Annotated in this window: 20 protein-coding genes; 13 read left to right on the forward strand and 7 right to left on the reverse strand. The window is 35.9% G+C overall.

The window, feature by feature from the left end:
- Positions 1 to 46: 46 nt before the first annotated feature.
- Positions 47 to 3949 carry a phosphoribosylformylglycinamidine synthase gene (purL, locus tag ACGH46_RS03365; protein WP_411604178.1) on the reverse strand — a complete coding sequence of 1301 codons (3903 nt, stop codon included), beginning with the start codon at positions 3947 to 3949 and terminating at the stop codon, positions 47 to 49.
- A gap of 249 nt (positions 3950 to 4198) precedes the next feature.
- Here purL and ACGH46_RS03370 point away from each other — a divergent pair, with 249 nt between their 5' ends.
- Both ACGH46_RS03370 and ACGH46_RS03375 read left to right on the forward strand, forming a co-directional pair.
- Positions 4199 to 6880 (forward strand): DUF2339 domain-containing protein, encoded by a 2682-nt coding sequence (locus tag ACGH46_RS03370; protein WP_411604179.1) that lies wholly within the window; start codon positions 4199 to 4201, stop codon positions 6878 to 6880.
- Positions 6881 to 7122: 242 nt separating this feature from the next.
- Positions 7123 to 7641, forward strand: a complete 519-nt coding sequence (locus ACGH46_RS03375) for an endonuclease V (protein ID WP_411589682.1) — start codon at positions 7123 to 7125, stop codon at positions 7639 to 7641.
- A 50-nt stretch (positions 7642 to 7691) separates the two neighbouring features.
- Here the strand turns inward: ACGH46_RS03375 and glnS are convergent, their stop codons facing one another.
- The 3 genes from glnS to ACGH46_RS03390 all read right to left on the reverse strand — a co-directional run bounded on the left by glnS (position 7692) and on the right by ACGH46_RS03390 (position 11605).
- A complete protein-coding gene (gene glnS, locus ACGH46_RS03380; protein ID WP_411589681.1) occupies positions 7692 to 9368 on the reverse strand; it encodes a glutamine--tRNA ligase in 1677 nt (558 codons plus the stop codon).
- Positions 9369 to 9536: 168 nt separating this feature from the next.
- Entirely contained in the window at positions 9537 to 10880 is a 1344-nt protein-coding gene (locus tag ACGH46_RS03385; protein WP_411589680.1) for an ATP-binding protein, read from the reverse strand.
- On the reverse strand, positions 10877 to 11605 hold the full coding sequence (locus tag ACGH46_RS03390; RefSeq protein ID WP_267350428.1) for a winged helix-turn-helix domain-containing protein: 729 nt from the start codon (positions 11603 to 11605) through the stop codon (positions 10877 to 10879). Before ACGH46_RS03390 ends, ACGH46_RS03385 begins: the two co-directional genes overlap by 4 nt.
- Before the next feature lie 159 nt (positions 11606 to 11764).
- Here ACGH46_RS03390 and ACGH46_RS03395 point away from each other — a divergent pair, with 159 nt between their 5' ends.
- The 4 genes from ACGH46_RS03395 to ACGH46_RS03410 are packed head-to-tail and all read left to right on the forward strand — an operon-like array spanning position 11765 to position 14095.
- Positions 11765 to 12493 (forward strand): MtnX-like HAD-IB family phosphatase, encoded by a 729-nt coding sequence (locus ACGH46_RS03395; RefSeq protein ID WP_081299083.1) that lies wholly within the window; start codon positions 11765 to 11767, stop codon positions 12491 to 12493.
- A gap of 12 nt (positions 12494 to 12505) precedes the next feature.
- Positions 12506 to 13339: an alpha/beta hydrolase gene (locus ACGH46_RS03400; RefSeq protein ID WP_220216405.1), complete on the forward strand. Its 834-nt coding sequence runs from the start codon at positions 12506 to 12508 to the stop codon at positions 13337 to 13339.
- Positions 13339 to 13695 (forward strand): EamA family transporter, encoded by a 357-nt coding sequence (locus tag ACGH46_RS03405; protein WP_065558652.1) that lies wholly within the window; start codon positions 13339 to 13341, stop codon positions 13693 to 13695. Before ACGH46_RS03400 ends, ACGH46_RS03405 begins: the two co-directional genes overlap by 1 nt.
- Position 13696: 1 nt before the next feature.
- On the forward strand, positions 13697 to 14095 hold the full coding sequence (locus ACGH46_RS03410) for a DMT family transporter (protein ID WP_411604182.1): 399 nt from the start codon (positions 13697 to 13699) through the stop codon (positions 14093 to 14095).
- Positions 14096 to 14155: 60 nt separating this feature from the next.
- Here the strand turns inward: ACGH46_RS03410 and ACGH46_RS03415 are convergent, their stop codons facing one another.
- Genes ACGH46_RS03415 through ACGH46_RS03425 form a run of 3 tightly spaced genes read right to left on the reverse strand, consistent with a single transcriptional unit; the run spans position 14156 to position 17558 of the window.
- Positions 14156 to 15028 (reverse strand): arginase family protein, encoded by an 873-nt coding sequence (locus tag ACGH46_RS03415; RefSeq protein ID WP_411604185.1) that lies wholly within the window; start codon positions 15026 to 15028, stop codon positions 14156 to 14158.
- Positions 15025 to 16101: a GNAT family N-acetyltransferase gene (locus tag ACGH46_RS03420; protein WP_411596714.1), complete on the reverse strand. Its 1077-nt coding sequence runs from the start codon at positions 16099 to 16101 to the stop codon at positions 15025 to 15027. The genes ACGH46_RS03415 and ACGH46_RS03420 overlap by 4 nt, the downstream gene beginning before the upstream one ends.
- A gap of 47 nt (positions 16102 to 16148) precedes the next feature.
- A complete protein-coding gene (locus tag ACGH46_RS03425) occupies positions 16149 to 17558 on the reverse strand; it encodes an aspartate aminotransferase family protein (RefSeq protein ID WP_143425959.1) in 1410 nt (469 codons plus the stop codon).
- A gap of 171 nt (positions 17559 to 17729) precedes the next feature.
- Here ACGH46_RS03425 and ACGH46_RS03430 point away from each other — a divergent pair, with 171 nt between their 5' ends.
- The 7 genes from ACGH46_RS03430 (at position 17730) to gyrB (ending at position 26986) form a co-directional block, all read left to right on the forward strand.
- Complete coding sequence (locus tag ACGH46_RS03430; protein WP_411604187.1) at positions 17730 to 18479, forward strand: MipA/OmpV family protein; 750 nt, start codon at positions 17730 to 17732, stop codon at positions 18477 to 18479.
- A 105-nt stretch (positions 18480 to 18584) separates the two neighbouring features.
- A complete protein-coding gene (locus ACGH46_RS03435; RefSeq protein ID WP_411604189.1) occupies positions 18585 to 19493 on the forward strand; it encodes a recombination-associated protein RdgC in 909 nt (302 codons plus the stop codon).
- A 191-nt stretch (positions 19494 to 19684) separates the two neighbouring features.
- The gene (ompA, locus tag ACGH46_RS03440; protein ID WP_267350416.1) at positions 19685 to 20782 is read left to right on the forward strand and encodes a porin OmpA; all 1098 of its coding nucleotides are present in this window, start codon (positions 19685 to 19687) and stop codon (positions 20780 to 20782) included.
- Between the two features lie 152 nt (positions 20783 to 20934).
- A complete protein-coding gene (gene dnaA / locus ACGH46_RS03445) occupies positions 20935 to 22293 on the forward strand; it encodes a chromosomal replication initiator protein DnaA (protein ID WP_267350415.1) in 1359 nt (452 codons plus the stop codon).
- A 16-nt stretch (positions 22294 to 22309) separates the two neighbouring features.
- A complete protein-coding gene (gene dnaN, locus ACGH46_RS03450; protein WP_267350413.1) occupies positions 22310 to 23413 on the forward strand; it encodes a DNA polymerase III subunit beta in 1104 nt (367 codons plus the stop codon).
- A 44-nt stretch (positions 23414 to 23457) separates the two neighbouring features.
- Positions 23458 to 24531: a DNA replication/repair protein RecF gene (gene recF, locus ACGH46_RS03455; protein ID WP_220216397.1), complete on the forward strand. Its 1074-nt coding sequence runs from the start codon at positions 23458 to 23460 to the stop codon at positions 24529 to 24531.
- A gap of 43 nt (positions 24532 to 24574) precedes the next feature.
- On the forward strand, positions 24575 to 26986 hold the full coding sequence (gene gyrB / locus ACGH46_RS03460; protein ID WP_220216396.1) for a DNA topoisomerase (ATP-hydrolyzing) subunit B: 2412 nt from the start codon (positions 24575 to 24577) through the stop codon (positions 26984 to 26986).
- Positions 26987 to 26997: the final 11 nt, after the last annotated feature.

Here is a 26997-nt window from a genome sequence, read left to right on the forward strand (position 1 = left end):
TTAGTTTAGATAAAATGCTATCGCCGACAATTTGCCGGCGATTTTTTTAGCCTAGTTGCTTACGTGCATTACGGAAAATACGCATCCAAGGACTATCTTCTCCCCAATTTTCGGGATGCCATGAATTGGTTACCGTTCGAAACACTCGTTCAGGGTGCGGCATCATAATCGTTGCTCGACCATCTTGTGATGTGACAGCAGTTATTCCATTTGGTGAACCGTTAGGATTAGCCGGATATTGCTCGGTCACTTGTCCAAAATGATCGATATAACGAACAGCAATTAAACCTGATGCTTCTAACGCATTTAGATGCGCTTGATCACGCGTTTCAACTTGTCCTTCACCATGTGAAACTGCGATTGGCATATGCGAACCTGCCATATCACTTAATAGTAAAGAAGGGCTTTGTTGAATTTGTACCAAGCTAAAGCGAGCTTCAAAACGTTCCGATACATTACGAACAAAACGAGGCCATAATTCTGCACCAGGAATCAAATCCTTTAAATTTGACATCATTTGACAACCATTACAGACGCCTAATGATAAAGTGTTATCACGTTGAAAGAATGTTTCAAACTCTTGTCGAACTTTTTCGTTAAACAATATTGATTTCGCCCAACCTTCACCTGCACCTAAAACATCACCATAAGAGAAGCCACCACAAGCAACCAATGTACTAAATTGACTCAATGATACACGACCTATTAATAAATCCGTCATATGTACATCAATGGCATCAAACCCCGCTCTGTCAAATGCAGCAGCCATCTCAACATGGGAATTAACGCCCTGTTCACGTAAAATGGCGACTTTGGGTTTAACGCCTTTAACTATATAAGGAGCAGCAATATCATTCTGAGGATCAAAGGTAAGTTTTACACTTAAACCAGGATCACTTTCGTTTTGTTTCGCTTGATGTTCTTGATCTGCACATTGTGGATTATCACGTAGACGTTGCATCTGCCAGGTGGTTTCAGCCCACCATGTTCGTAACGTGGTACGTGATTCACTGTAAACTACAGCTGAGTTGTTGCGAATAATAAATTGTTGCCCCGTCTTTGCTTCACCAAGCACATGAACGGTATGTGACAATCCATATTGATTAAAACATGCCATAACACTGTCCAGATGCTCGTTTGCCACCTGAATGACAGCACCCAGTTCTTCATTAAACAGGGTGGCAATCATATCGTGACCTAATGCTGCAATATCAACATCAATCCCACAATGACTGGCAAAAGCCATTTCAGCTAATGTGATAATTAATCCGCCATCTGAGCGATCATGGTAAGCAAGTAACGCATCTTGATTGATAAGCGTTTGGATAGCCCGATAAAAAGCTAAAAGCTCTTTAGCATCATGTACATCAGCTGTTTTTTGCCCTAAGTGACGATAAACCTGTGCCAATGCAGTCGCACCCAGTGCTTGATGACCTTTGGAAATATCAACAAGTAATAAAGTATTATCAACATCAACTCGTAATTGGGGAGTTACTGTTTTACGAACATCTTCAACACGAGCAAAAGCTGAAATGACTAACGATAATGGTGAGGTTACCGATTGTTGTTCACCATTTTGTTGCCATGTGGTTTTCATCGACATGGAGTCTTTACCAACTGGAATGGCCAACCCTAATATTGGGCATAATTCTTCACCAATTGCTTTTACGGCATGATAAAGTCCAGCATCTTCACCTGGGTGGCCTGCTGCAGCCATCCAGTTAGCTGAAAGCTTAATTCTCTTGATATCGCCAATGTTAGTTGCCGCTATATTGGTAATGGCTTCACCCACGGCAAGTCTTGCCGAGGCAGCAAAGTTAAGTAAAGCAACCGGTGCCCGTTCCCCCATTGACATGGCTTCACCATAATAACTATCTAAACTCGCCGTTGTCACAGCACAATCAGCGACCGGTACTTGCCATGGCCCAATCATTTGGTCTCGTGCAACCATACCGGTAACAGTGCGATCACCGATAGTAATTAAAAACGTTTTTTCAGCAACGGTCGGTAAATGTAAAACCCGTTTAACCGCATCATATAAATTGATATCAGCCGTTGAAAAATTATCGCCATGTGCTTGTTGTGTTTTGACTTCTCTTAACATTTTAGGTGTTTTACCCAATAAAACATCTAAAGGTAAATCAATCGGATTATTATTAAAATACTCATCATGTAGTGTCACCGTTTTATTAAACGTAGCTTCACCAATTACCGCATACGGTGCGCGTTCACGTTGACAAAGTTCATCAAATACATCAAGACTATCTGGGTGAATGGCGAGAACATAACGTTCTTGTGATTCATTACACCAAATCTCTAGCGGTGACATTCCGGGTTCATCACTTAAAATTTTCCGTAATTCAAATTGACCACCACAGCCACCATCACTGACCAGCTCTGGCATCGCATTTGATAGACCACCAGCCCCTACATCGTGAATAAATAAAATAGGATTATTTTTGCCAAGTTGCCAACACCGATCGATGACTTCCTGACAACGACGTTCCATTTCGGGATTATCACGCTGCACTGACGCAAAATCTAAATCTGCATCAGATTGTCCCGATGTCATTGATGATGCCGCACCTCCTCCTAAACCAATATTCATTGCCGGCCCACCTAACACAATTAACTTAGAACCAGCAGGAAACTCACCTTTTTGAATATGTTCTCGACGGATATTGCCCATGCCTCCAGCAAGCATTATTGGTTTATGATAACCACGAAGCTCATAACCATTGTGGCTATTAACGTATTCTTCATAGGTACGAAAATACCCCAATAGCGCAGGGCGACCAAACTCATTATTAAATGCAGCACCACCTAATGGGCCATCGAGCATAATATCTAACGCACTGACAATTCGGTCAGGTTTACCAAAATCGTGTTCCCACGGTTGCTCAAAATGGGGAATACGCAAATTGGAAACCGAAAATCCGACTAAACCCGCTTTCGGTTTTGCGCCTCGTCCGGTTGCGCCTTCATCACGAATTTCCCCCCCACTACCCGTTGCTGCGCCTGGCCAAGGTGATATCGCTGTGGGATGATTATGTGTTTCAACCTTCATCAAAATATCGGCATATTCCTGATGATAACTGTAGGTTTGATTACTACTATCAGCAAAAAAACGTCCAACTTGAGAGCCATCCATTACCGCCGCATTATCTTTATATGCAGAAGAAACATAATCGGGTGTCTTTTCATAAGTATTTTTAATCATTTTAAACAGCGATTTAGGCTGTTTTTCACCATCTATAATCCAATCGGCATTAAAAATTTTGTGTCGACAATGTTCTGAATTTGCTTGAGCAAACATATAAAGCTCGACATCCGTTGGATTACGATTGAGTTTTTGGAAGTTTTCAACTAAATAATCCATTTCATCTGACGCTAAAGCTAAGCCTAATTTAATATTGGCCGCTTCTAATGCCTTACGCCCCTGACCTAACAAATCAATAGTAGTCACAGGAACAGGTTGTTCGACTTTAAATAACTGTTCTGCTTGTTCCAGACAAGTCAAAACTGTTTCCATCATTCGATCATGAATGAATGCCAAAAAATCGTTTTTTTGTATATCAGTCAATGGTGAACTCGTTTGAATATAATAAGCAATGCCTCGCTCAATGCGTTGAATTTGTCGTAAACCACAATTATGCGCTATATCGGTGGCTTTTGATGACCATGGTGAAATTGTCCCTATTCTTGGTATAACTAAAAAAAGCGTTTTGTTTGATTTGTTCGAAACAGTGATTTGAGCCGATTTCGGCCCGTATTGTAATAATTTCTCAAGGGTTAGCTGCTGGGCAAAAGTTAATTCACCTTTCAAATCAATAAAATGCAAATATTGTGCTTCAACACTCATAATAGGGATAGATTGTTCAGAACAAGCAGAGAGAAGTTTATGAATACGAAATGCAGATACAGCAGAAGAACCAGCTAAAATTTTCATGCTAATTACTCTTTTTAAGCCAAAAACAGGTAAAAAATAGAGCAATAGTATAAAAGAAAGTAAACAATGTGGCTATCTTTAAAACATTTATTGTGTTGTAATTCACCTTGTTATTTGTTATCGATTACATATAATATACCGTAACTAATAAAAAAATATCTCAGAAATATAAGAAATATGATAAGCACATTTACAATACTATTGATTTTCGTTCTACTGATTTCAATAGTGATAATAATCAGTTTATGTTTGAATTCAAGTTTAGACAATTTACAATCTCAAATTAATGAGCTAACAAAAAAAATTCAACGTTATGAATTAACAGAAAACAATACTAAGTCGGTAGAATCTGATCTTGTTCATTCCAACCTCAAAGCCACTATTGAACAGGATGTAAAAATCGCAGAAAAAAAATCTGAATATGTTGAGCAATCAGAAAACACCAATGATTTACAACAACTAACCAATATTCAACCGGTAACGTCAACACAAACATCACAACATCAACCATGGGAAAGCTCGCCATTAAGAAATCAATCAACCAAACAAGGCAAAAACTCCAGTGTTTTCAATTCGTTTTTTACCTGGCTTTTTCAAGGCAATTTGATAGCTAAAGTTGGCATTATTATCCTATTTTTTGGTCTTTCATATTTATTTAAGCATAGTATTGAAAATCAATTAATCTTACCTAATGTTCGTATTTTTGGTGCACTGATCTTAGGTTTAGTATTATTTGTGTTTGGTTGGTATTTACGCACAAAAAAACGGATATATGCCTTAATATTACAAGGCGGTTCTGTAGGTATTTTATATTTAACTATATTTGCAGCCTGTAAACTTTATGCACTTATTCCATTCTTAGTTGCTATTATTTTATTAATCACCCTCTGTTCAGTGAGCGTTTTATTCGCTGTTTTACAACGCGCAATGAGTTTGGCAATTATTGCCAGTATTGGTGGCTATTTAGCCCCGATATTGTTATCAACAAATTCAGATAATCACATTACATTATTCAGTTATTATTCCGTCATTTCGAGTGCAATTTTAGTAATTAGTATTTGGCAATCATGGCGAATACTTAACTTAATAGGATTTGTATTTACTTTTGTAATTACCGCATCATGGGGAATAATTAATTTTCGCCCAGAATTTTATACTGAATGCCAGTTTTTTATCATCGTTAACATGATAACCTATGGCATTTTAGCTACCTCATTAGCTGGTCATAAAACTAATAAGAAAAACCATCCACATATTATTGATATTATTTTATTTTTTGGCACCCCTATAACTGCCTTTATGTTGCAATATGCTATCACGCGACAATGGCCGCTTGGACCGACATTTTCTTCGTTGGGATTTGGAATATTTTATTTAACAATATTTTATATCACGTTACATTATAATCGATTTACATCAAGAACAAGTTCATTGTTTGGTATTGCAATAGGACTCTCTTTTATTACATTAGCGATTGCTCTTTGGTTTAATCTTGAATGGACAGTATTAATTTGGTTTTTTGAAGGCACTGCATTAAGTTGGGTAATGCTCAATAACAGACAGTTCAAATTTGCCATGCTAGGGGCATTCATTAATACATTTAGTTTGCTATACTTATGTTATAATTTGCCTAATTTAGTCTTTACCGTCACAGAAAATATACTCTTTTTAGGATTGATTAGCCTGATTTTACTGATTAATGCTCTTATTTGGCACTATTACTGTAATCAAAATAATTGGGGTAACATTTTCAAAATCGTATTTTTTGTATTGGCTAGCCACGCTTGGGTAATATGGATTCTATATAGCATTATAAGAATTGACCAAATAGCACATAAACTACCAATTTTACTTTTAGCTTTCCTAATTGCTACATGGGTCTGGTATTACATCGGTCAAAAACTAAAATGGACTATGCTCAAATTTGCTGTTTTACTGCTCTGGCCGATCATGTTATTTTTACGATTAATCAATGAAAAATTCTTATTTGATACTAATTTATTGAAGACTAACTGGAACATGGTTTGGGCAATCGCCTTTTTGAGTTGCTATTTTTATTTGTATATTATCAAAGACAGATTAATTAAGGCTCAAAATTATTTTTATTTAATCCTGCATATTAGTTTGTTTTTGATGACTTTAGATTGGTTATTCTTAGAAATTAAGAATAGTTTAAGTTTATTACCACTAAGCTTAGAGACTATTCAATACTGTACATTATTCTTCCTGGATAGCGGTATTGTATTATTATTTTATCTTCTTGTTAAAAAAAGATTATTAACTCATTTTGCGATTAGTAAAACTTATTGGTTAATAGGTTTAGCCCCTATCATAATTTATTTATTTGTGAAATTATTCATATTTATCTTTTATAGTGGTCAAATAATCAATTGGCCTTATATACCAATATTTAATCCGCTTGAATTGAGTGCAATTTTTGCCTTACTCATGATTCGAATTTGGATAAAATTCAGCGCTTATTTCATACAATTTGATGATCAGAAAATTAGTCTGTCTAACATTAATCAAAAATTGCCTAATTTTGCTACCATACTATTAATTGTCATGGCTTGTTTATGGACCAACAGTATGATTTTGAGATGCTTAAGTCAATGGCTTGATATACCTTGGTCGTTTTATCAATTATGGAATTCCAAAATCATTCAAGCAACAATTTCACTTATATGGACGCTTGGTGCCGTTGTCTTAGTCACTATTGGTCATCGTTATCAACAACGTATTACATGGTTTACAGGAGTAACACTCCAAACTATTGTCGTAATCAAGTTAATTTTGATTGATAGCATTGAACTTGAGGGATTATTGAAAGCATTTGCATTTATTGCTATAGCAATACTGATGCTAATCATCGGTTATTTAGCACCATTACCGCCAAAAATAAAGGTTGAAAATAATGAGGCTAATAAATAGTAAATTACATATTTCACATAGGGTTAACTAACCCTATGTGTTAGATTATTATTTTTATTTATGGCTATTTCTTATTATGAATATAAAATAAAGTATAAAAATTAAGTTATTTATAATGTTAAAAAAAACAAAATTTAATCAAATTAATCACTCCAATTATTAAAAATACTGACTTGTTTTACTAAATTAATCTCAGTATATTGATTTAATGATCAATAAGTTTTATCGAAACGGAATTTAATATGATACTTGCAATTGATGTTTATTATATCGATACTCGAGCAAAAACAGTGGGGGTGTTATTTAATCATTGGTGCGATTCAAAATCTGACATTCAAAGTATAATTACTGACTATCAAGATAATGTTGCTCCTTATCAATCTGGTCAATTTTATCAACGTGAATTACCTTGCATTTTATCCCTGCTCAATAAAGTCGATCTTAATAAAATTTCAACAATTATCATTGATGGTTATGTGCATTTAAATGAAGGTAAAATAGGTTTGGGTGGGCATTTATATAATGCTTTAAATAAAAAAGTACCTATTATCGGCGTGGCTAAAAAACCTTTTGCAGGCAATAGTGACTATTTAATGGAAGTTGTCCGAGGTCATAGTAAACACCCGCTTTATGTAACCTCAGTTGGTGTAGCACTAACGAGTGCAGCTAAAAACATACAATCAATGGCAGGTAAATACCGAATGCCAGATATTCTCAGCTATTTAGATCAACAAACAAAATTGTTTAAAATCGGTGAGTAATCACATTTAAAAAGTGATTTGCCGACATCATGTCGGCAAATCTGGTTAATTTAAGCTTCGTTCCAACTATCTCTTAATCCAACCGTTCGGTTGAATACTAAATTGTCATCAATTGCATATTTACTATCTAAACAGAAGTATCCTTCACGTTCAAATTGATAAGCATGTCCAACTTCAGCATTTTGTAAACTTGGCTCAACAAAACCCTGTTTAACGATTAAAGAGCTTGGGTTAATGGTTGATAAAAAGTCGTCTGCTGCCCCAGGATTAGGCGTATTAAATAAACGATCATAAAGGCGAATTTCTGCTGGTTTACCAAATTTGGCTGAAACCCAATGAATAACGCCTTTAATTTTACGTCCATCTTCCGGATTTTTATTTAAAGTGGCAGGGTCATAACTACAATAAATCGTTTGAATATTGCCTTGTGAATCCTTTTCAACCCGATCAGCACGAATGACATAAGCATTTCGTAAGCGTACTTCTTTACCCAATACTAAGCGTTTGTAATTTTTGTTAGCTTCTTCTCTAAAATCAGCACGATCGATATAGAGCTCACGAGTGAATGGCACTTCACGATGACCAAGTTCAGGACGATTTGGGTGATTAGGTACGTTGAGAACTTCATCAATTGTTTCAGAATAGTTTTCAATTACCACTTTAACAGGATCAAGAACAGCCATCGCTCGCGGCGCGTTTTCGTTAAGATCTTCACGGATACAAAATTCAAGCGTACTCATCTCTACCGTGTTTTCTTGTTTCGTCACACCAATTCGACGGCAAAACTCTCGAATTGAAGCAGGCGTATAACCTCGACGACGGAGACCCGAAATAGTTGGCATCCGAGGATCATTCCAACCATCAACGATTTTTTCTGATACGAGTAAATTTAATTTCCGTTTAGAGGTAATAGCATACTCTAAATTTAATCGAGAAAACTCATATTGATGTGGGCGAGCTTCAATCGTTATGTTATCTAATACCCAGTCATATAAACGACGATTGTCTTGAAATTCAAGCGTACAGAGTGAGTGAGTAATATTTTCAATCGCATCAGATATACAGTGGGTAAAATCGTACATTGGATAAATACACCATTTATTGCCTGTTTGGTGATGTTCTGCAAATTTAATACGATATAACACCGGATCACGCATAACAATGAAAGGTGAAGCCATATCAATTTTTGCTCTTAGACATGCTTTACCTTCAGCAAATTTACCTTCTTTCATTTGAATAAATAATGCTAAATTTTCATCAATGCTACGATCACGATAAGGACTATTTTTACCCGGTTCTTTCAACGTACCACGATATTCACGAATTTCATCAGGCGAAAGCTCATCAACATAGGCTAATCCTTTATTGATTAACTCAATCGCATATTCATATAATCGGTCAAAATAATCAGATGAGTAACAAATTTCACCATCCCACTCAAACCCTAACCAACGAACATCTTCTTTTATCGATTCAACATATTCGACATCTTCTTTAACAGGATTAGTATCATCAAAACGTAAATTACATTTACCTTGATAATCCTGAGCAATCCCAAAATTTAAGCAAATTGATTTGGCATGACCAATATGCAAATAACCATTTGGTTCTGGAGGAAAACGTGTATGCGTCGTTTTATATTTTCCTGCTGCAAGATCAGCATCGATAATTTGACGTATAAAGTTAGTTGGACGTGTCTCTGTCTCGGTCGGTAGTGAACCGCTCATAAAAACCTCTGATTGTTGTTAGCTAATACAAAATTTTAACTATTAGTTTGGTTACTTATCTCATTTGACTTGAGAATATAACAAATTTTTTGTTTTTCTGAAATGAAAAAACAGCATGATTTGAATTGATATGCTTTTCTGTTTTCTAAAAACGAATTCCCAATAAAATTATTCTTCACCAGACTTTATTGAAACAACAAATCTTGCACCGCCTAAAGGGCTAGTGACAACAAATGCTTTCCCATTATGAAACTCTGCCATTAATTTTACATAAGCTAATCCAAGACCATATCCACCTGTTGAACGAGTTCGACTGGTATCAAGCCTTGCAAAGGGCATAAAAATTTTTTCACGTGCATCAAACGGGATACCGGGACCATCGTCATCAATCTCTATAATAACTCGATTGTTCTGTTTTGTAATATTTAAAACCGCTTTATGCGTTGCATATTTGAACGCATTAAGTAATAAATTCTTAACTATGGTTTCAACCAGATTAGTATCAATAAGCGCTTTTACGTCTTGACTGTGACAAACTAACTCAAATTCTTTAGGTTTGAATAATTCGAGAGATTGACAAACTTTTTCCGCCCACTGCTTGAGTGATACCGACGTTAAATTTAACTCAATATTACTTTGCTGCATTTTAAAGTAACTTAAACTGGCATTAATGAGTGTTTCAAGTTCATTAATATCATCGCTCATTCCTTTTTGCAGCAATAACTTTTCTTGTACATCATCACATTCTTCAAGCATACTGAGCTCAAATCGCATACGAGCCAGTGGCGTACGAAGTTCATGCGCCATTGCATGCGAAATGGTTTGATTAGTGCTAACTAAATGCTCAATGTGTGTTCCCATATTATTTAACACATTTGCTAACGGTTTAAATAACCAGCCTTTAACATTTTCAGTACGCGCTTTAAGGTTTCCTTGACCAAGCTGTTCGGCTGTCTGTCTGATACTAACCAAATCCTTCCAAACAGCACTAAACGCAAAATAGATTAAAATAAAAAAGACAATTGCACTAAAAAGCGCCCAAATAACGAGAAAAACACTTAAAGACATCGTGTTTGATTCTAGAATATCCCGCATCATAATAGGGCCTAGCTGAAGAAGATGCCCCTCTTTTAAATCAATATAGACCACTTCTTTGTCACCATCATAGGCAAATCCAAGTTCTGCTAGCTCTTTATTGATGGAATGGGGTAACGAAGTATGACTCGGTAAAACTTCAATCGGATACCCAAAATAGGGTTGCAGTTCATCTACCACTTCTTGCAGAGGACGATCTTTATTCTCATTAATTTGCATTCGAATCAGATTGACCGTACCTCGTTGTGATTCACGAAAGACAATGTGGTCATCAGGAATATCCGTTAATGAAGAAGGCAAAGAATCAAAAACGAGTAGTGCACCATAGGCAATAATACATTGTAGCGAAAGTAAGATAACCAGATAAAACACAATCCGACGATTAAAAAACAGCGGTTTTGCTAATAATTGTCTCAATGATTATCCCCTTCTCTCATAAATAGATAACCTTTCCCTCGAACCGTTTTAATACGTGAAGGGTTATCAGGATCATCAAGTAACTTGCGTCGTAATCGAGAAATACGAGCATCGATAGAACGATCCGTTCCATCAAAATCTATACCTCGAACTTGAGAAAAAATATCATCACGAGATAAAATTTTACCTGCATTATTCGCCAACAACCAAAGTAGATCGAACTCTGCTGTGGTGAGATCGATTTCTTGACCTTCAAGTAATACTTTTCGATTTTCATCATCGATAATCAGATTATCAAAAATCAACGTTTTATTATTCGTTGCCGTGACGGGATCTTTATTTACTTCTTTCTCGGATTCAATTTGCTTTCGTCTTAATAAAGCTCGAATGCGTGCCAATAATAACCTTGGCTCGACTGGTTTTGCCAGATAGTCATCTGCTCCTAATTCCAAACCGACAATTTCGTCAATATTATCTTCGCTAGCCGTCATGATAAGAATATAATTTGTAAACCATGTCCGTATATCTCGACAGATATCAAAACCAGATTTTTCGGGAAGCATCACATCTAAAATAACCAAATCGGGATTTATTTCTTGAATTTTTTCTTCTGCACCTTCACCACTATTATGCCAATCAACAAGATATCCTTGGCGAACCAGATAAACTTTTATTAAATTAGCTAACCTTTGATCATCTTCAATGATTAAAATACGTTCACTCATCTTAGGTTCTCATTACCGTAAATTGTGCTAAAAGAATCCTTATTATACAGACAATTTTAACTTCGTTACAAAATATATACAAAGAGCCTACAATGTTCAAAGCGACTCTGTGAGAAAATTTGCGCCAATATATATAAATAGACTATTTTTATTTCAAATATGAATACTTTTTCATCAATTACCAGTCATCTATATACACCATCTTATACACAACATCAAACTCCTATTGTTTTGTGTGACTTCGATGGCACCATAAGTGTCAAAGATGTGACAGATACATTGCTGAGTCATTTTGGTCAAGATGGTTGTGATGAGCTTGAAGAGTTATGGGTTAACGGTAAAATTGGCTCCCAAGAGTGCATGAGTAAACAAATTGCCTTAATGGATGCCAGTTTGGATGAACTCAATCACGTTTTATCACAAATCGAAATTGATTCAACGTTTAAATCATTCATTGATTATACTGAACAGAATAATATCCCAGTTCATATTGTGAGTGATGGGTTAGATTACGCAATTCAATTTGTTTTAAAACGACACGGTATAACACATATCCCGATATATGCCAATAAATTAATGCATGATAATGGACGTAGTTGGCGTCTTGAGTTTCCTTATGCGAATAAAAACTGTATTAAACAAAGTGGAAATTGCAAATGTAATCATGTTAAAAAACAACAATTCTTTCCACAAATACTGTATGTAGGTGATGGCACATCTGATTATTGTGTATCTCATAATGTGGATTTTGTATTTGCAAAAGACAAATTGATTCAATATTGTGAAACCAACAAGATTGAACACTGTGCTATTCAACGTTTTGCCGATGTCACGACAGCACTGAAAAAGACTCAAGATGCTCTTATCCCTGTCATGATGGTAAAATAATTAGGAATAATAATGAGTACAATTGAAGATTTATCTTATTTTTTACCGGGTAACAAAAATGGTGTACTTTTGATACATGGCTTAACAGGTACACCCAACGAAATGCGTATTTTAGCTAATGGTTTACATAAAGCCGGATTTACCGTTTATGCTATACAATTAGCGGGTCACTGTGGTACTGAAGAGGATCTTTGTAAAACCACTTGGCAAGATTGGTATCAAAGTGTAAAAGATGGTGCTGATTTTTTAGCAAAACATGTTGATAATGTTTTTGTTGCCGGTTTATCCATGGGCGCACTCCTTGCGCTTAAACTTGCATCAGATAGACCAGAGCAAATTAAAGGTGTGGGTGTTTTAGCACCTACTTTTTATTATGATGGTTGGAGCATGCCATTTTGGGCTAAAAAATTCTTTTTCTTGCTGGTGTATTTGAAAAAACTGGGGCTTTTCCAAAAGGTTTCTTTCATCGAAAAACCACCTTATGGGCTTAAAGATGAGCGGATCCGAGCCGTTGTATCGGAAAGTATGCTGAGTGGTGATGCGGCATCTGCCGGACTTGCTGGAAATCCTTTTCCTGCACTGGCCGAAATGCAATTGTTAGCTAAAAACGTTCGCCAAGCACTACCTAAGGTGACTTCACCGTGTTTGATTATGCATTCCGGTCATGATGACATAGCTGATATTGAAACCAACGCTAAATTAGTTGAGAAACACGTTTCAGGATCAAAAAAATTAGTGGTACTTAACGATAGTTATCATTTAATTACAATTGATAGCCAACGTCGTGAAGTCATTAAAGAGTGCGCATCATTCTTCAATGAAATAGCAGAAGGAACCAATTCATAATGTCGCTATTAGTGATTATACTTTGGGTTAGTAATATCTGTTTTGATACATTAGGGCAAGTTGCTTTTAAATACGCAGCAACCGCCCCTAATAATCGAGATGGCTGGTATTACTGGGTTGATTTGGCTAAAAATCATTGGATCTGGATTGGTATAATTTCTTACGTTGCAGAATTTTTATTATGGTTAGCATTTTTAACATTGGTTCCACTTTCTCAAGGGGTGTTGCTGGCATCATTTAATATCATCACCATTATGTTAGTTGGTCGAGTGCTTTTCAAAGAACTATTAACTGTTTACCGACTCATTGGTATGTTACTCATTACTGCTGGCGTAATCTTTGTAGGGATGTCTTAATATGGCTAGATTCTATTTAATCGGTTTTACGATATTGCTTTTTTTCGATACTATTGCACAATGTAGCTTTAAATTAACCGCCATCCATGCCGAACCACTAGCAATGAGTGTTGATTGGTTAGTCAGGGTATTTACTAATCCATGGATATACATCTCTATCGCTGGTTATGTTTTAACTTTTTTTACTTGGATGACTTTATTAAAAAAAGCCCCTGTTGGGCCAGCTTTTGCTGCCTCTCACTTTGAAGTTGTCACGGTCATGATAGCTTCGATATGGCTGTTTCATGAACCAATCACATTATATAAGTTAATTGGCACCATTCTTATTGTATCAGGTATCTTGTTTTTAGCTTTAGCGGAAAGCCAATTGGCTAAGCAACACGCTGATAATCATCAATAAAAGTTAATTCAAACTGTAGTTGATTTCTTAAATAATCAGCTACAGCTTCTAAACTTGTCGTTATACTGATAAAGCTTTTAATAATGTTAAATTAAGCTGATGTTGTGCTTGTTGCCAATTGTGTAAGTTATCTGCCTCAATAGTGGGTTGTTTATCTAATGAACTCAGCAACCGTTTGAACCAATGAGAGGGTTGCCATATTGACAATTCACCAGTGATATCACTTGCCACAATACGTTGCTTTAACGAAGTAATGGTATCAAGCAGATGATAAGTTTGTAATTGACCTTGATCCCAATTAGTGTGAATGACCTTTTCACTTAATACATCTTTATCTATCGATAAATACACTGGTTCGGCGCTATGGTATTGTTCGGATAAGAAACTAGCAATCAGATCATCTGGAGTAGAAAAATGGCGAAAAGCTTGCCCCAAACCTATTTTTTTTGCCCACGACACATTGACATCCAAACTCCAATACGTCAGTTTTTTCTGAAAAAGGGGTTTCCATCTATTTTCCCAAAAATGGGAAAGTCCAATATCATGAGATGTGATACCTAACACATGAACATGACTGACAAAGGGTAAACTTGCCACATAGCTAACCCATGAACCACAATGAATACCAAATAAATAGCGCATATTATCAGGATGATTATCAAACACAATTACTTGGATTGGATTATCGGCGGAATAGTGTTTAGCCAACCGTTCAATAAGCAGCAATGAAATATGGTGATAATCACCACTTCCCATAAAGACTGTACCAAAATGTTCAGGTAAGGATTGCTGTAATTCAGCTTTAAATTGGCAGAATTTTTTTTCAGAGCAACCAAAGCGAATGGTATCTTGCCACTGAGTTACATCAATTATTTTAGCATTATTAATCTCGCCTACACTCTGATCGAAATTGAGTATAATAGGATATGTCATGCTACTTTCTCCTTGTCACTTTCAAAATGACCAATCAATTTGCTTAAAATAAATCTTAATAATGGATTACGGATGTAAACCAAATGTTTGGTTAAAGTAAATTGCGCACCTAACGATCGTTTAACCTCAGGATCTGTCCAACCCGCAATATAGTGACTAAATCCTTGCTCAATGGCATATTCCAGATTAAAAAACCAACTAACAAAATAAAGATTAAAGTCACGAGCTTGAGGATAAACCAGGCCAATATATTTATCGACCAACATATTATTTACGACAAAACAGATATTGTAGCCAATAAGTTCATTATCGTGATAATAGGTAAAAATGCGTGCTTGGATAGATTTACTTTGCAGCAATTGAATAAAAAACGGTTTGGTCAGTAGATCAAAATGAACCTCGCTCTGTTGATACACATTGAGGTAAAGTTGGTAATAATGATCTAACACCTCATCATCAAAAAAGCACTCATCACCACTATGCAAAACCTTAATCTCTAATTTTTCGCGAGCTTTTAATTTACGTCTAAAATTCTTGCGACGGCTGGACGAAAATCGTGAAAACACATCATTTAAATCACTAAAATCAATCGGTAACCAAGCTAATGCTTGTCCTTCAACTTCAATAAATCCTCTTGTTTTTAATGCCGAAATAAGCTGGTTTGAATAATGATTGTCTTGTTCGCTAAGTAAAGGCGAGGATAAAGGCAAATCTTTGACAATAACAAAAGGAGACTTTTTTGTATATGCGGTTTTAATGTTATCCGCTAACTGTTCTGCTTCTACCTGATCGGTCAATAGAGCATATTCAGAAACGGTTGTTCCTATAAAACAAGTTTTCGGCTGTAACCAATGTCGCCATTTTTTAAAAAAAGGGAGTTTTTGGATCTTATGCTTAAAATCATCATCAGCAGTAGTTAATAAATCAAACTTTGCAGCAAAAGCAGGCACACCATTTTCACTCAGCCACGCCGTAAAATCTTGCGGTGGATAAGTCAAAAAATTGTCGACTAATTCATTAGGTTCTAGCTGATTGATGTATTTCATAAATATATTTAAACGATTGGCTATCATGTGCAGTCCCGCCAACATGAGTTGACGGGAAGGTTAGAAATTAACAATTAAAGTTCTTTTTTCGCTCGGGTAATTAACTGATCAAGTAGTTCGATACCTTGATCAATCTCTTGACGAGTAATATGTAGCGATGGAGCAAAAGTGATCACGTTTTTATAATAACCACCGATATCAAGCACCAAGCCCATTTTATTACCTTTCCAATCAAGATCACCTGACATACCGATATCCACCATTTTATCTACTAACGCTTTGTTAGCGGTAAAACCATCTTCGGTACAGATTTCGGCACGAAGCGCAAGACCTAAACCATCAACTTCACCAATCTCTTTATGTTTCTTCTCAAGTGTTTTTAAACCTTCAAGGAAGTAAGCACCACTTTCCATAACCATGGTTTCGTAATCAGTTTCTGACGTCATTTTTAACACTTCAAGACCAACTGCTGTACCTAATGGATTAGAAGCAAACGTTGAATGCGTTGAGCCGACAGGGAACACCTCAGGGTTAATCAACTCTTCACGTGCCCATAAACCACCTAGTGGATTAAGACCATTGGTTAACGCTTTGGCAAAAACAACCACATCAGGTTTAACATCAAAATGCTCAATTGACCAAAGTTTACCAGTACGATAAAAGCCCATTTGGATTTCATCAACAACCAATAAAATTCCATATTGATCTAATACTTTTTTCAAACCTTTAAAGTAGTTACGAGGTGGAACAATATAACCACCTGTAGCTTGTAATGGTTCTGCATAAAATGCAGCATATTCAGCTTGTCCTACTTTTGGATCCCATACACCGTGGTATTCTGTTTCAAATAGACGTGCAAACTCAGCAACTAAGTGTTCACCATACTCTTCTGCGGTCATGCCTTTTGGACGACGGAACGGATATGGGAAAGGAACAAACATAGCACGATCACCGAAATGACCATAACGACGACGGTAACGATAACTAGAAGTAATTGAAGATGCGCCAAGTGTACGACCATGATAACCACCTTGGAACGCAAACATTAATGATTTACCACCAGTAGCATTACGTACTACTTTTAAAGAATCTTCAATACATTGTGATCCACCAACGTTAAAATGAACTCGTCCTTGGTAACCAAAACGCTGTTCCATACCTTGTGCAATGGTTTTAGCTAATTCAATTTTGGTTGGATGCAAATATTGGCTAGCACATTGTGGTAAAGTATCAATTTGCTTTTTAAGTACGTTGTTTAATCGCTCATTAGCATAGCCAAAATTACATGCTGAATACCACATTTGTAAATCAAGGAAAGCTTTACCTTCTTTATCATACATGTAGCTACCTTCGCAACCATCAAAAATCTTTGGTGGTTCAACATAATGAACAGTATCACCAAAAGAGCAATATTTAGCTTCATCAGCTAATAATGTTGCATCGTCAGGACGACTATTAATCATTTCTAAAGTTGGTTTACTCATAATTATCTCACTAATCCATATTCAAACACGATAAAATGTGGCATTATTATTCAAGAAAATTGTTTGTTACAATGTACAATTACTGTATAGATTGTGTGACGATAGTATCAAACTCAGCGAAATAATTTTCTGCTAGAGGATAGCATTGTTACCCAAATGGATATAAACCCTATGAAAAAATCACACTGCATAATTCCTATATTAGCGTTATCTGCATTAGGATTTGGTGAAACCGCATTAGCAGATCCTACTTTTATCGGTGTTGGTGGCGGTTGGTCAAATTCACCTTACAAAGGTTATAGTTCCAGTTACTATCCAGTTCCCCATATCGATTACGATAATGATACATTTTTTATCGATGATCTATCGGCTGGTGTGTATGTTTTTAATAACGATAATCAAAGTTTATCTATCGGTGCTCGTTATCTTGATAATGAATTCAAACCACACGACTCAAATAATCGCCAATTAAAACGGCTTGATAGCCGTCATGCAACATTATTAGCAGAAATTGAGTACTCTATTGATACCAATTGGGGCAGTTTTTCAAGCAGCATTGGAGCAGACATGCTAAATAAAAGTAATAGCATCTTAGTCAATGCCGATTACAGCGTACCATTTATGCTAGGTAATTTAATTATTGTTCCAACAATAGGTATCAACTGGGCAAATAACAAACACAATAATTATTACTATGGGATATCACATAAAGAATCTTCTCGTTCTGGTTTACGCTATTATCATGCTAACGGATCTTTCACACCCTATATCGAAATAGGTGCACAATATGCATTAACCGAACATCTTAATCTGTTCGGTGGCATGCATGTCGACAAATTAACCGGTGATGCAGCTAATAGCCCAATGGTTAACAAAAGCACTGTAACCTCATTTTATATGGGAGTCTCTTATAAATTTTAATTTCAATACTTTTTATTTACCCCATACAATATAGATAAACGATTTAATCAAATTAATCCTGATACAGTTTGGATATCATTAAAATAAATTTAGGAAATCAAAATTATGCTTTGGTTTAAAAATGCCATTATTTACCAACTTAATAATGACACTTTACTTGACAAAAACGCTATTGAAAAAGCTATCAAATCGGTACCTTTTACCCCATGTGGAAATATAGATACCATGAAAATGGGTTGGGTTTCACCTTATAATGATAATTATCACGATGATTTTATTATTGATATGCAAGGTCACCTTTTATTACGTATAAAAAAAGAAACAAAACTTTTACCGGCTCCTGTTATCAAACAAGCTCTACTTGAAAAAATTGATAAACAAGAACAAGCACTGAGTAGAAAGTTAACTAAAAATGAAAAGACAACGTTAAAAGATGAAGTCATGATCGACCTTATGCCTAGAGCATTTAGTAAATACAATCATTATTGGTTATGGATAGACACCATAAATAAACGTATTATTCTTGATACCAGCAGTTTTAAGCAAGCAGAAGATATTTTGGCTATTCTACGTAAGGAATTGGGAGTTCTTGCATTAACACCGCTCTCCATTGAAAAACCAGTTGAGCAAATCATGACAACTTGGGTCAAAGAAAAACTGAACTTTGCACCTTTTATATTAGGTGATCAAGCCGAATTAAAAGATCCACTTGAAGGAAACGGGATTATTAGCTGCAAAAATCAAGATATCACCAGTGATGAAATGATGATACATTTTGATTCGGGAAAATGGATAACAAAAGTGAAAATTATCGACGAAAGAGGTGTGAATTTTATCGTCAATAATGATTTAACATTGAAGCGAATAAAATTTGATTCGAGTGTTTTAGATGAAAATGAGGATATTGGCACTGATGAATTTGATAAAAAATTAGAAGCCGATTTTTTCATCATGGCGAACTTATTATCAACAACAATCAATGACTTTTATATCGTCATCAATAAAATTACTTAAAAGATTGTGTAAACTTTTTTTACATAAAGTGTCATTAATTATAGATCTGCGTATAATATATGCTATAATTGAAATCAAATTATGTGCATCATAATTAAAAACAATAAGTAATCGATCCTTTATTTAAAGTAAAATTTAATTAAAAGGAAAGCAAACAACGTCTATAACAACATTCAAGTTGAGGCAACAAAATGAAAAAAACAACATTAGCTCTAGCAATCGCAGTTGCGAGCTTAACAGCTACTGCGGCAAATGCAGCATATGAAGACAACACTTTTTACGTTGGTGGTAAATTAGGCTGGTCAGAACTTTATAGTTTAGATCAAAGTAAAGTACGTGCATTTAGTCGTGATGTTAAAATCAGCACAACTGACAAAAGTAATGTTGCTGGTGGTGCATTCCTTGGCTTCCAAGCTAACCCATATTTAGCATTCGAATTAGGTTATGATTGGTTAGGTTCTGCTAAATATAAAAGATCTTACCACAATGCAGGTAAAACTTATGACGTAGGTCATAGTAAAGTTTCTGCTCAAGGTGTTTCTTTAACTGGTAAATTAAGCTATCCATTATCTTTCATCTCTGATGATTTAGATGTTTATGGTCGTGCTGGTGCAATGATCACTATCGCTAAATGGAAAAACGGTGGATACGTTAAAGAAAGTTATGGCAAAGGCGGAACAAAAACTGACGTTTCTCCAGTTTATGCATTAGGTTTAGACTACCGTTTTGCAGAAGACTTCTCTACTCGTTTAGAGTATCAATATGTTAACCACATCCATACTAAAACTGACGCATCTCCAGATGCAGGAACTTTAAGCTTAGGTATCACTTACCGTTTAGGTTCTCCAGCTGTTGAAGCTCCAGTTGTTGTTAAAACTTCTGAACGAGTTTACGATTTAAACGCTGACGTTCTATTTGCCTATGCAAAAGCTGACTTAAAAGAAAAAGGTCGTGAAGAGTTAGATAGATTATTACAAGATCTTATCAAACTTAGCCCTACTCAAACTGCGATCGTAGTAATTGGTCATACTGACCGTATCGGTTCAGAAAACTATAACCAAAAACTTTCAGAACAACGCGCTCAATCTGTGATGAAATACTTAGTATCTAAAGGTGTTCCATCTGAGATCATCAGTGCTCGTGGTGTAGGTAAATCTCAACCTGTAACTGGCAGCGAATGTAATGGCAAACGTGGCGCTACATTAAAAGCATGTTTAGCACCAGATCGTCGTGTACAAATCGAAGTGAAAGCAACTAACCTTCAACAAGTTAGAGAAACAACTCACTAATTTTCGATTTCCAAAACAATAAAAAACCCGGTTAATCCGGGTTTTTTATTGCTAATAAGTTAGTGAATAAACATTAAAACTCTATAAATTATCCACAAAAAAGTTTATAATTAACGATGTGCTGTTAATAATAAAAATTAAAGGAGTGATTTGTGCCTACCGCTATCTGGCAAGAATGTCTTTCTCAACTACAAGAAGAACTTCCTACAACGGAATTCAATTTATGGATTCGCCCATTGCAAGCGGAAATGATTGATAACAAACTCTATATTTATGCACCAAACAGATTTGTATTAGATTGGGTAAAAAATAAATACCTTAACAACATATCTCAATTGATCAATACACTTTTCAATGATGATTCCCTAAAGCTATACCTTGAGGTGGGATCAACATTGTCAATGGAAAAAAAAACTAAAAATAATCAGCCTAAAACGGACGTAATGCCGGCTTGGAAAACAACCAAAGAAAGTAATAATAATCATACCTATCACTCGGGAATAAACCATAAACATACATTCAATAGCTTTGTTGAAGGTAAATCCAACCAACTCGCAGTAGCTGCTGCCAAACAGGTTGCTCAAAATCCAGGAAAAGCTTATAACCCACTATTTTTATACGGTTCAACAGGTTTAGGTAAGACCCATTTATTACATGCTGTAGGCAATCAAATCATGGAAGTCAAAAGTAATGCCAAAGTGGTCTATATGCATTCGGAACGATTTGTTCAAGATATGGTAAAGGCACTACAAAATAATGCGATAGAAGAGTTCAAAATTTACTATCGTTCTGTTGATGCATTACTGATTGATGATATCCAATTCTTTGCCAATAAAGAGCGATCACAAGAAGAATTCTTCCATACCTTTAATTCATTATTAGAAGGTAACCAACAAATTATTTTAACTTCAGACCGTTATCCCAAAGAAATTGATGGCGTTGAAGATCGCTTAAAATCACGTTTTGGCTGGGGCTTAACGATTGCGATTGAACCACCAGAACTTGAAACACGAGTCGCAATTTTGATGAAAAAAGCCGAAGAAAATAATATAAAATTACCTGAAGAGGTCGCTTTTTTTATTGCTAAACGATTACGTTCTAATGTGCGAGAACTAGAAGGCGCATTAAATCGGGTAATTGCCAATGCAAATTTTACGGGCAAATCCATTACGATTGATTTTGTTAAAGATGCGCTAAAAGATTTACTTGCCTTACAAGAAAAATTAATTACTATTGATAATATCCAAAAAACGGTTGCAGAGTATTATAAAATTAAAGTATCAGATCTACTTTCCAAACGTCGTTCCCGTTCTGTTGCAAGACCGCGGCAAGTTGCCATGGCATTAGCAAAAGAATTAACAAATAAAAGTCTTCCTGAAATTGGTGATGGCTTTGGCGGAAGAGATCATACGACTGTATTACATGCATGCAGAAAGATCGCTGAATTAAAAGAAGAAAGCAATGATATTAAAGAGGATTATTCCAATTTAATTCGAACATTATCAACTTAATAAAAGAATCAACATTATGAAATTTATTATTGATCGAGAAAAACTTATCAAACCATTGCAACTTGTTAGTGCGCCTTTAAGCAGTCGCCCGACGCTACCAATTTTAGGCAATTTATTGTTACAAGTAAGTGATAGTACACTATCCATGACGGGAACCGATCTTGAAATAGAGATGATTGCTCATATCCCGCTTACGGAAGCAAACGAACCCGGTGCAACCACAGTCCCAGCGAGAAAGTTTCTTGATATTTGTCGAAATTTACCCAACAATGCTCAGATTTCAATAACTGTTGATGACAATCGATTGATGATTCAATCTGGTCGAAGTAAATTTTCCTTATCTACACTACCTGCCAGTGATTTTCCTAACTTAGAAAACTGGCAAAGCGATGTCGAACTTTCTGTACCACAAAAAACAATCAAACGTCTTATCGATGCCGTCCAGTTTTCGATGGCTAACCAAGATGTAAGATACTACCTTAATGGTATGTTATTTGAAATCGAAGATGGACTTTTAAAATCTGTTGCAACCGATGGACATCGACTTGCTCTTTGTTCGCAACCGATTGGTCAAAATATTGCAACGTCTTGTTCTGTAATTTTACCAAGAAAAGGCGTTATTGAACTGGCAAAATTGGTGAGTGATAATGACGATATTATCAATATACAAATTGGTAATAATAATTTACGAGTTAATCTCGGTGATTTTACCTTCACCTCAAAACTGATTGACGGCAGATTCCCTGACTACAAACGAGTATTGCCACGTAATCCCGATAAACCGTTAGAAGTTTCGTGCGAAGAGTTTAGAAATTCGTTATCACGTGTCGCCATTTTATCCAATGAAAAATTTCGCGGTATCCGACTTCATGTTCACAACAACCAATTAAAAATTACAGCAAATAACCCAGAACAAGAAGAGGCAGAAGAAGTGGTTGATGTAAAATACTCTTCAGCAGAACTTGAAATTGGCTTTAATGTGACCTATTTATTAGATATATTAAATACGTTGAAGTGCGATAGCGTACAACTACTTTTAACTGATGCCACATCAAGTGTACAAATTGAAGACATTAATGATCAGTCAGCCATTTATGTTGTGATGCCAATGCGCTTATAATCAAATTTAACCTTTCCGGCTTAGGCCGGAATAACTTAGCTTATATGATTCTTTCACAGATCAAAATCCATCATTTTCGTAATATATCTTATACCGAGCTGTGTTTATCCCCCCATTTCAACTTTATTGTTGGCGATAATGGTAGTGGTAAAACTAGCTTACTTGAAGCTATCTATATGCTTGGTCATGGACGAGCATTTAGACATATACAATCCAATCGTATTATTCAGCATGAACAATCTGAATTAACGTTATTTAGCCAAATTGAATCATCTAATCAACAAACCCGAACCATTGGGTTAGTCAAAGCACGTAATAATGATAATAGAATTAAAATTGATGGTGATGAGGGATTTCGATTAACCGATCTTGCTAAACTCTTACCCATTCAATTAATTACACCAGAAGGATTTGATTTACTTATTGGTGGACCAAAATATCGACGAGCTTTTATTGATTGGGGGTGTTTTCATCATTATCCTGAATTTATCCATTTATGGAACAATTTAAAGCGGTTATTTAAGCAACGTAATGCCTTATTAAAACAATCCACGAGTTATAATCAACTGTTACCTTGGGATAAAGAGCTGGCTCCCATTGCTGAAAAAATAAGTCAAATTCGCTCGGAGTATTCACAGCATATTTTCCCCGAAATCATACAAACCTGCCATGACTTTTTGCCTGAATATCTGCTTAATTGTCAATATTATCAAGGGTGGGAACAAAACATTAATTATAGCGACATATTACACAAACAGTATGAACGAGATAGATTACTCAACTATACTTCATTAGGCCCACATAAAGCCGATATCCGTTTGCGTATCGACAATATACCTGTTGAAGATTTCTTATCACGGGGACAATTAAAATTATTGATGTGTGCACTACGTCTTGCGCAAGGTGAATATTATTCAAAACAAAGCGCACAACCTTGTGTCTATTTAATTGATGATTTTGCGTCAGAATTAGATCATCATAAACGAGCATTATTAGCTAAACGGTTAAAAATGGCGAATTCACAAGTGTTTATCACAGCGGTTAGCCAAGACCAAGTAACCCATATGATTGACGAAAATGATAAGATTTTTCACATAAAATCTGGTATAATTTCCTAAATATACAGAATGATATAAATAAATCAAACAAGTCGAGAGATCCATGTCAAATTCTTATGATTCTTCTAGCATTAAAGTACTTAAAGGACTTGATGCTGTCCGAAAACGTCCAGGTATGTATATTGGTGACACTGATGATGGAACAGGACTTCACCATATGGTTTTTGAAGTTGTTGATAATGCCATTGACGAAGCATTAGCTGGCTATTGTCATCACATTGAAGTGACCATTCACCCTGATAATTCAGTCTCAGTACGAGATGATGGTCGTGGTATTCCAACCGGTATCCATGAAGAAGAAGGAGTTTCAGCAGCTGAAGTCATTATGACGGTATTACATGCTGGCGGAAAATTTGATGATAATTCATATAAAGTATCTGGTGGTTTACATGGTGTGGGTGTTTCCGTCGTTAATGCCCTATCTGATAAATTAGAATTGGTCATTTATCGTGAAGGAAAAATTCACCAACAAGTTTACCATTTAGGTGTCCCTCAAGAGCCGTTAAAAATCATTGGCGAGACTAGTGAATCGGGTACTTATGTGCGTTTTTGGCCAAGCCCAGAAACTTTTACTAATATTGAATTTGTTTATGAAGTTTTAGCTAAACGCTTACGTGAGCTATCATTCTTAAATTCAGGTGTTTCAATCAGATTGCTTGATGAACGTACCGGTAAAAGCGAACATTACCACTACGAAGGTGGGATACAAGCTTTTGTTGAATACTTGAATAAAAATAAAAACCCGATTCATCCAAAAATCTTTTACTTCAGTACGGAAAAAGACGGTATAGGTGTTGAAATCGCTTTACAGTGGAACGACGGTTACCAAGAAAATATTTATTGTTTCACCAATAATATTCCTCAACGAGACGGTGGTACCCATTTAGCCGGTTTTCGTGGAGCAATGACCCGCACCCTAAACAATTATATGGAAGCGGAAGGATACAGCAAAAAAGCGAAAATTAGTGCGACCGGTGATGATGCTCGTGAAGGACTCATCGCGGTTGTATCGGTCAAAGTACCTGATCCAAAATTCTCATCTCAAACTAAAGATAAGCTAGTTTCGTCAGAAGTAAAATCGGCTGTTGAATCGGTAATGGGTGAAAAATTAGCGGAATATCTGCTTGAAAACCCATCTGATGCAAAAATCGTGGTAGGTAAAATTATTGATGCAGCAAGAGCACGTGAAGCCGCTCGTAAAGCGCGTGAAATGACACGGCGTAAAGGTGCATTAGATTTAGGTGGCTTGCCGGGTAAACTGGCTGATTGCCAAGAAAAAGACCCTGCCCTATCTGAACTTTACTTAGTGGAAGGGGACTCTGCGGGCGGTTCTGCAAAACAGGGACGAAACCGCAAAAACCAAGCCATTTTACCGCTCAAAGGTAAAATCTTGAATGTAGAAAAAGCTCGCTTTGATAAAATGCTTTCTTCACAAGAAGTTGCTACACTGATTACGGCATTGGGTTGTGGAATTGGTCGTGATGAATATAATCCAGATAAAATGCGATATCACAGCATTATTATCATGACCGATGCTGACGTCGACGGTTCACATATTCGAACATTGCTATTAACCTTTTTCTATCGTCAAATGCCCGAAATTATCGAACGTGGTTATGTTTATATTGCGCAACCACCACTCTATAAAGTGAAAAAAGGGAAACAAGAACAATATATCAAAGATGATGAAGCGATGACGCAATTCCAAATAGCATTAGCGCTTGAAGATGCTTCATTGCATGTTAACGATCATGCGCCTGCACTGGCTGGCGAAGCCTTAGAAAGATTGATTGCTGAGTATCAAAAAGTTGAAAAGCTCATTGCGAAAATGGAACGCCGTTATCCTAAAGCATTACTGTCTGAGCTGGTTTACCATGATGTATTAGATGAAAATATACTTAAAGATAAGCAATTAGTCGAAAATTGGGCAAAAACCATTGTCGACAATTTATCGAATAAAGAACAACATGGTAGTAGTTACCGTTATTCAGCTGAATATAATGAAAAAACACAACTTTATGTACCTGTCATCAAAGTGAGAACGCATGGAGTAGATAATAACTATGCATTAGATCAGGTATTTATTCACAGTAATGAGTATCGTAACATTTGTCATTTGGGTAAACAGTTAAGAGAACTCTTAGAAGAGAGTGCTTATATCCAAAGAGGAGAACGAAAACAACCGGTTAGTTCTTTTGAAGAAGCCGTTGATTGGTTAATTAAAGAATCACGCCGTGGTCTGACTATCCAACGTTATAAAGGGTTGGGTGAAATGAATCCAGAACAATTATGGGAAACCACAATGGATCCAACCAGTCGTCGAATGTTACAAGTGACCATTAAAGATGCTATTGAAGCGGATCAACTATTTACCACACTAATGGGGGATGAAGTTGAACCTCGTCGATTATTTATCGAAGAAAATGCTCTTAAAGCAGCTAACTTAGATTTTTAATTAGCTCAAAT

The organism is Gilliamella sp. CG22 (assembly GCF_046635725.1).
GTDB classification, from domain to species: domain Bacteria; phylum Pseudomonadota; class Gammaproteobacteria; order Enterobacterales; family Orbaceae; genus Gilliamella; species Gilliamella apicola_I.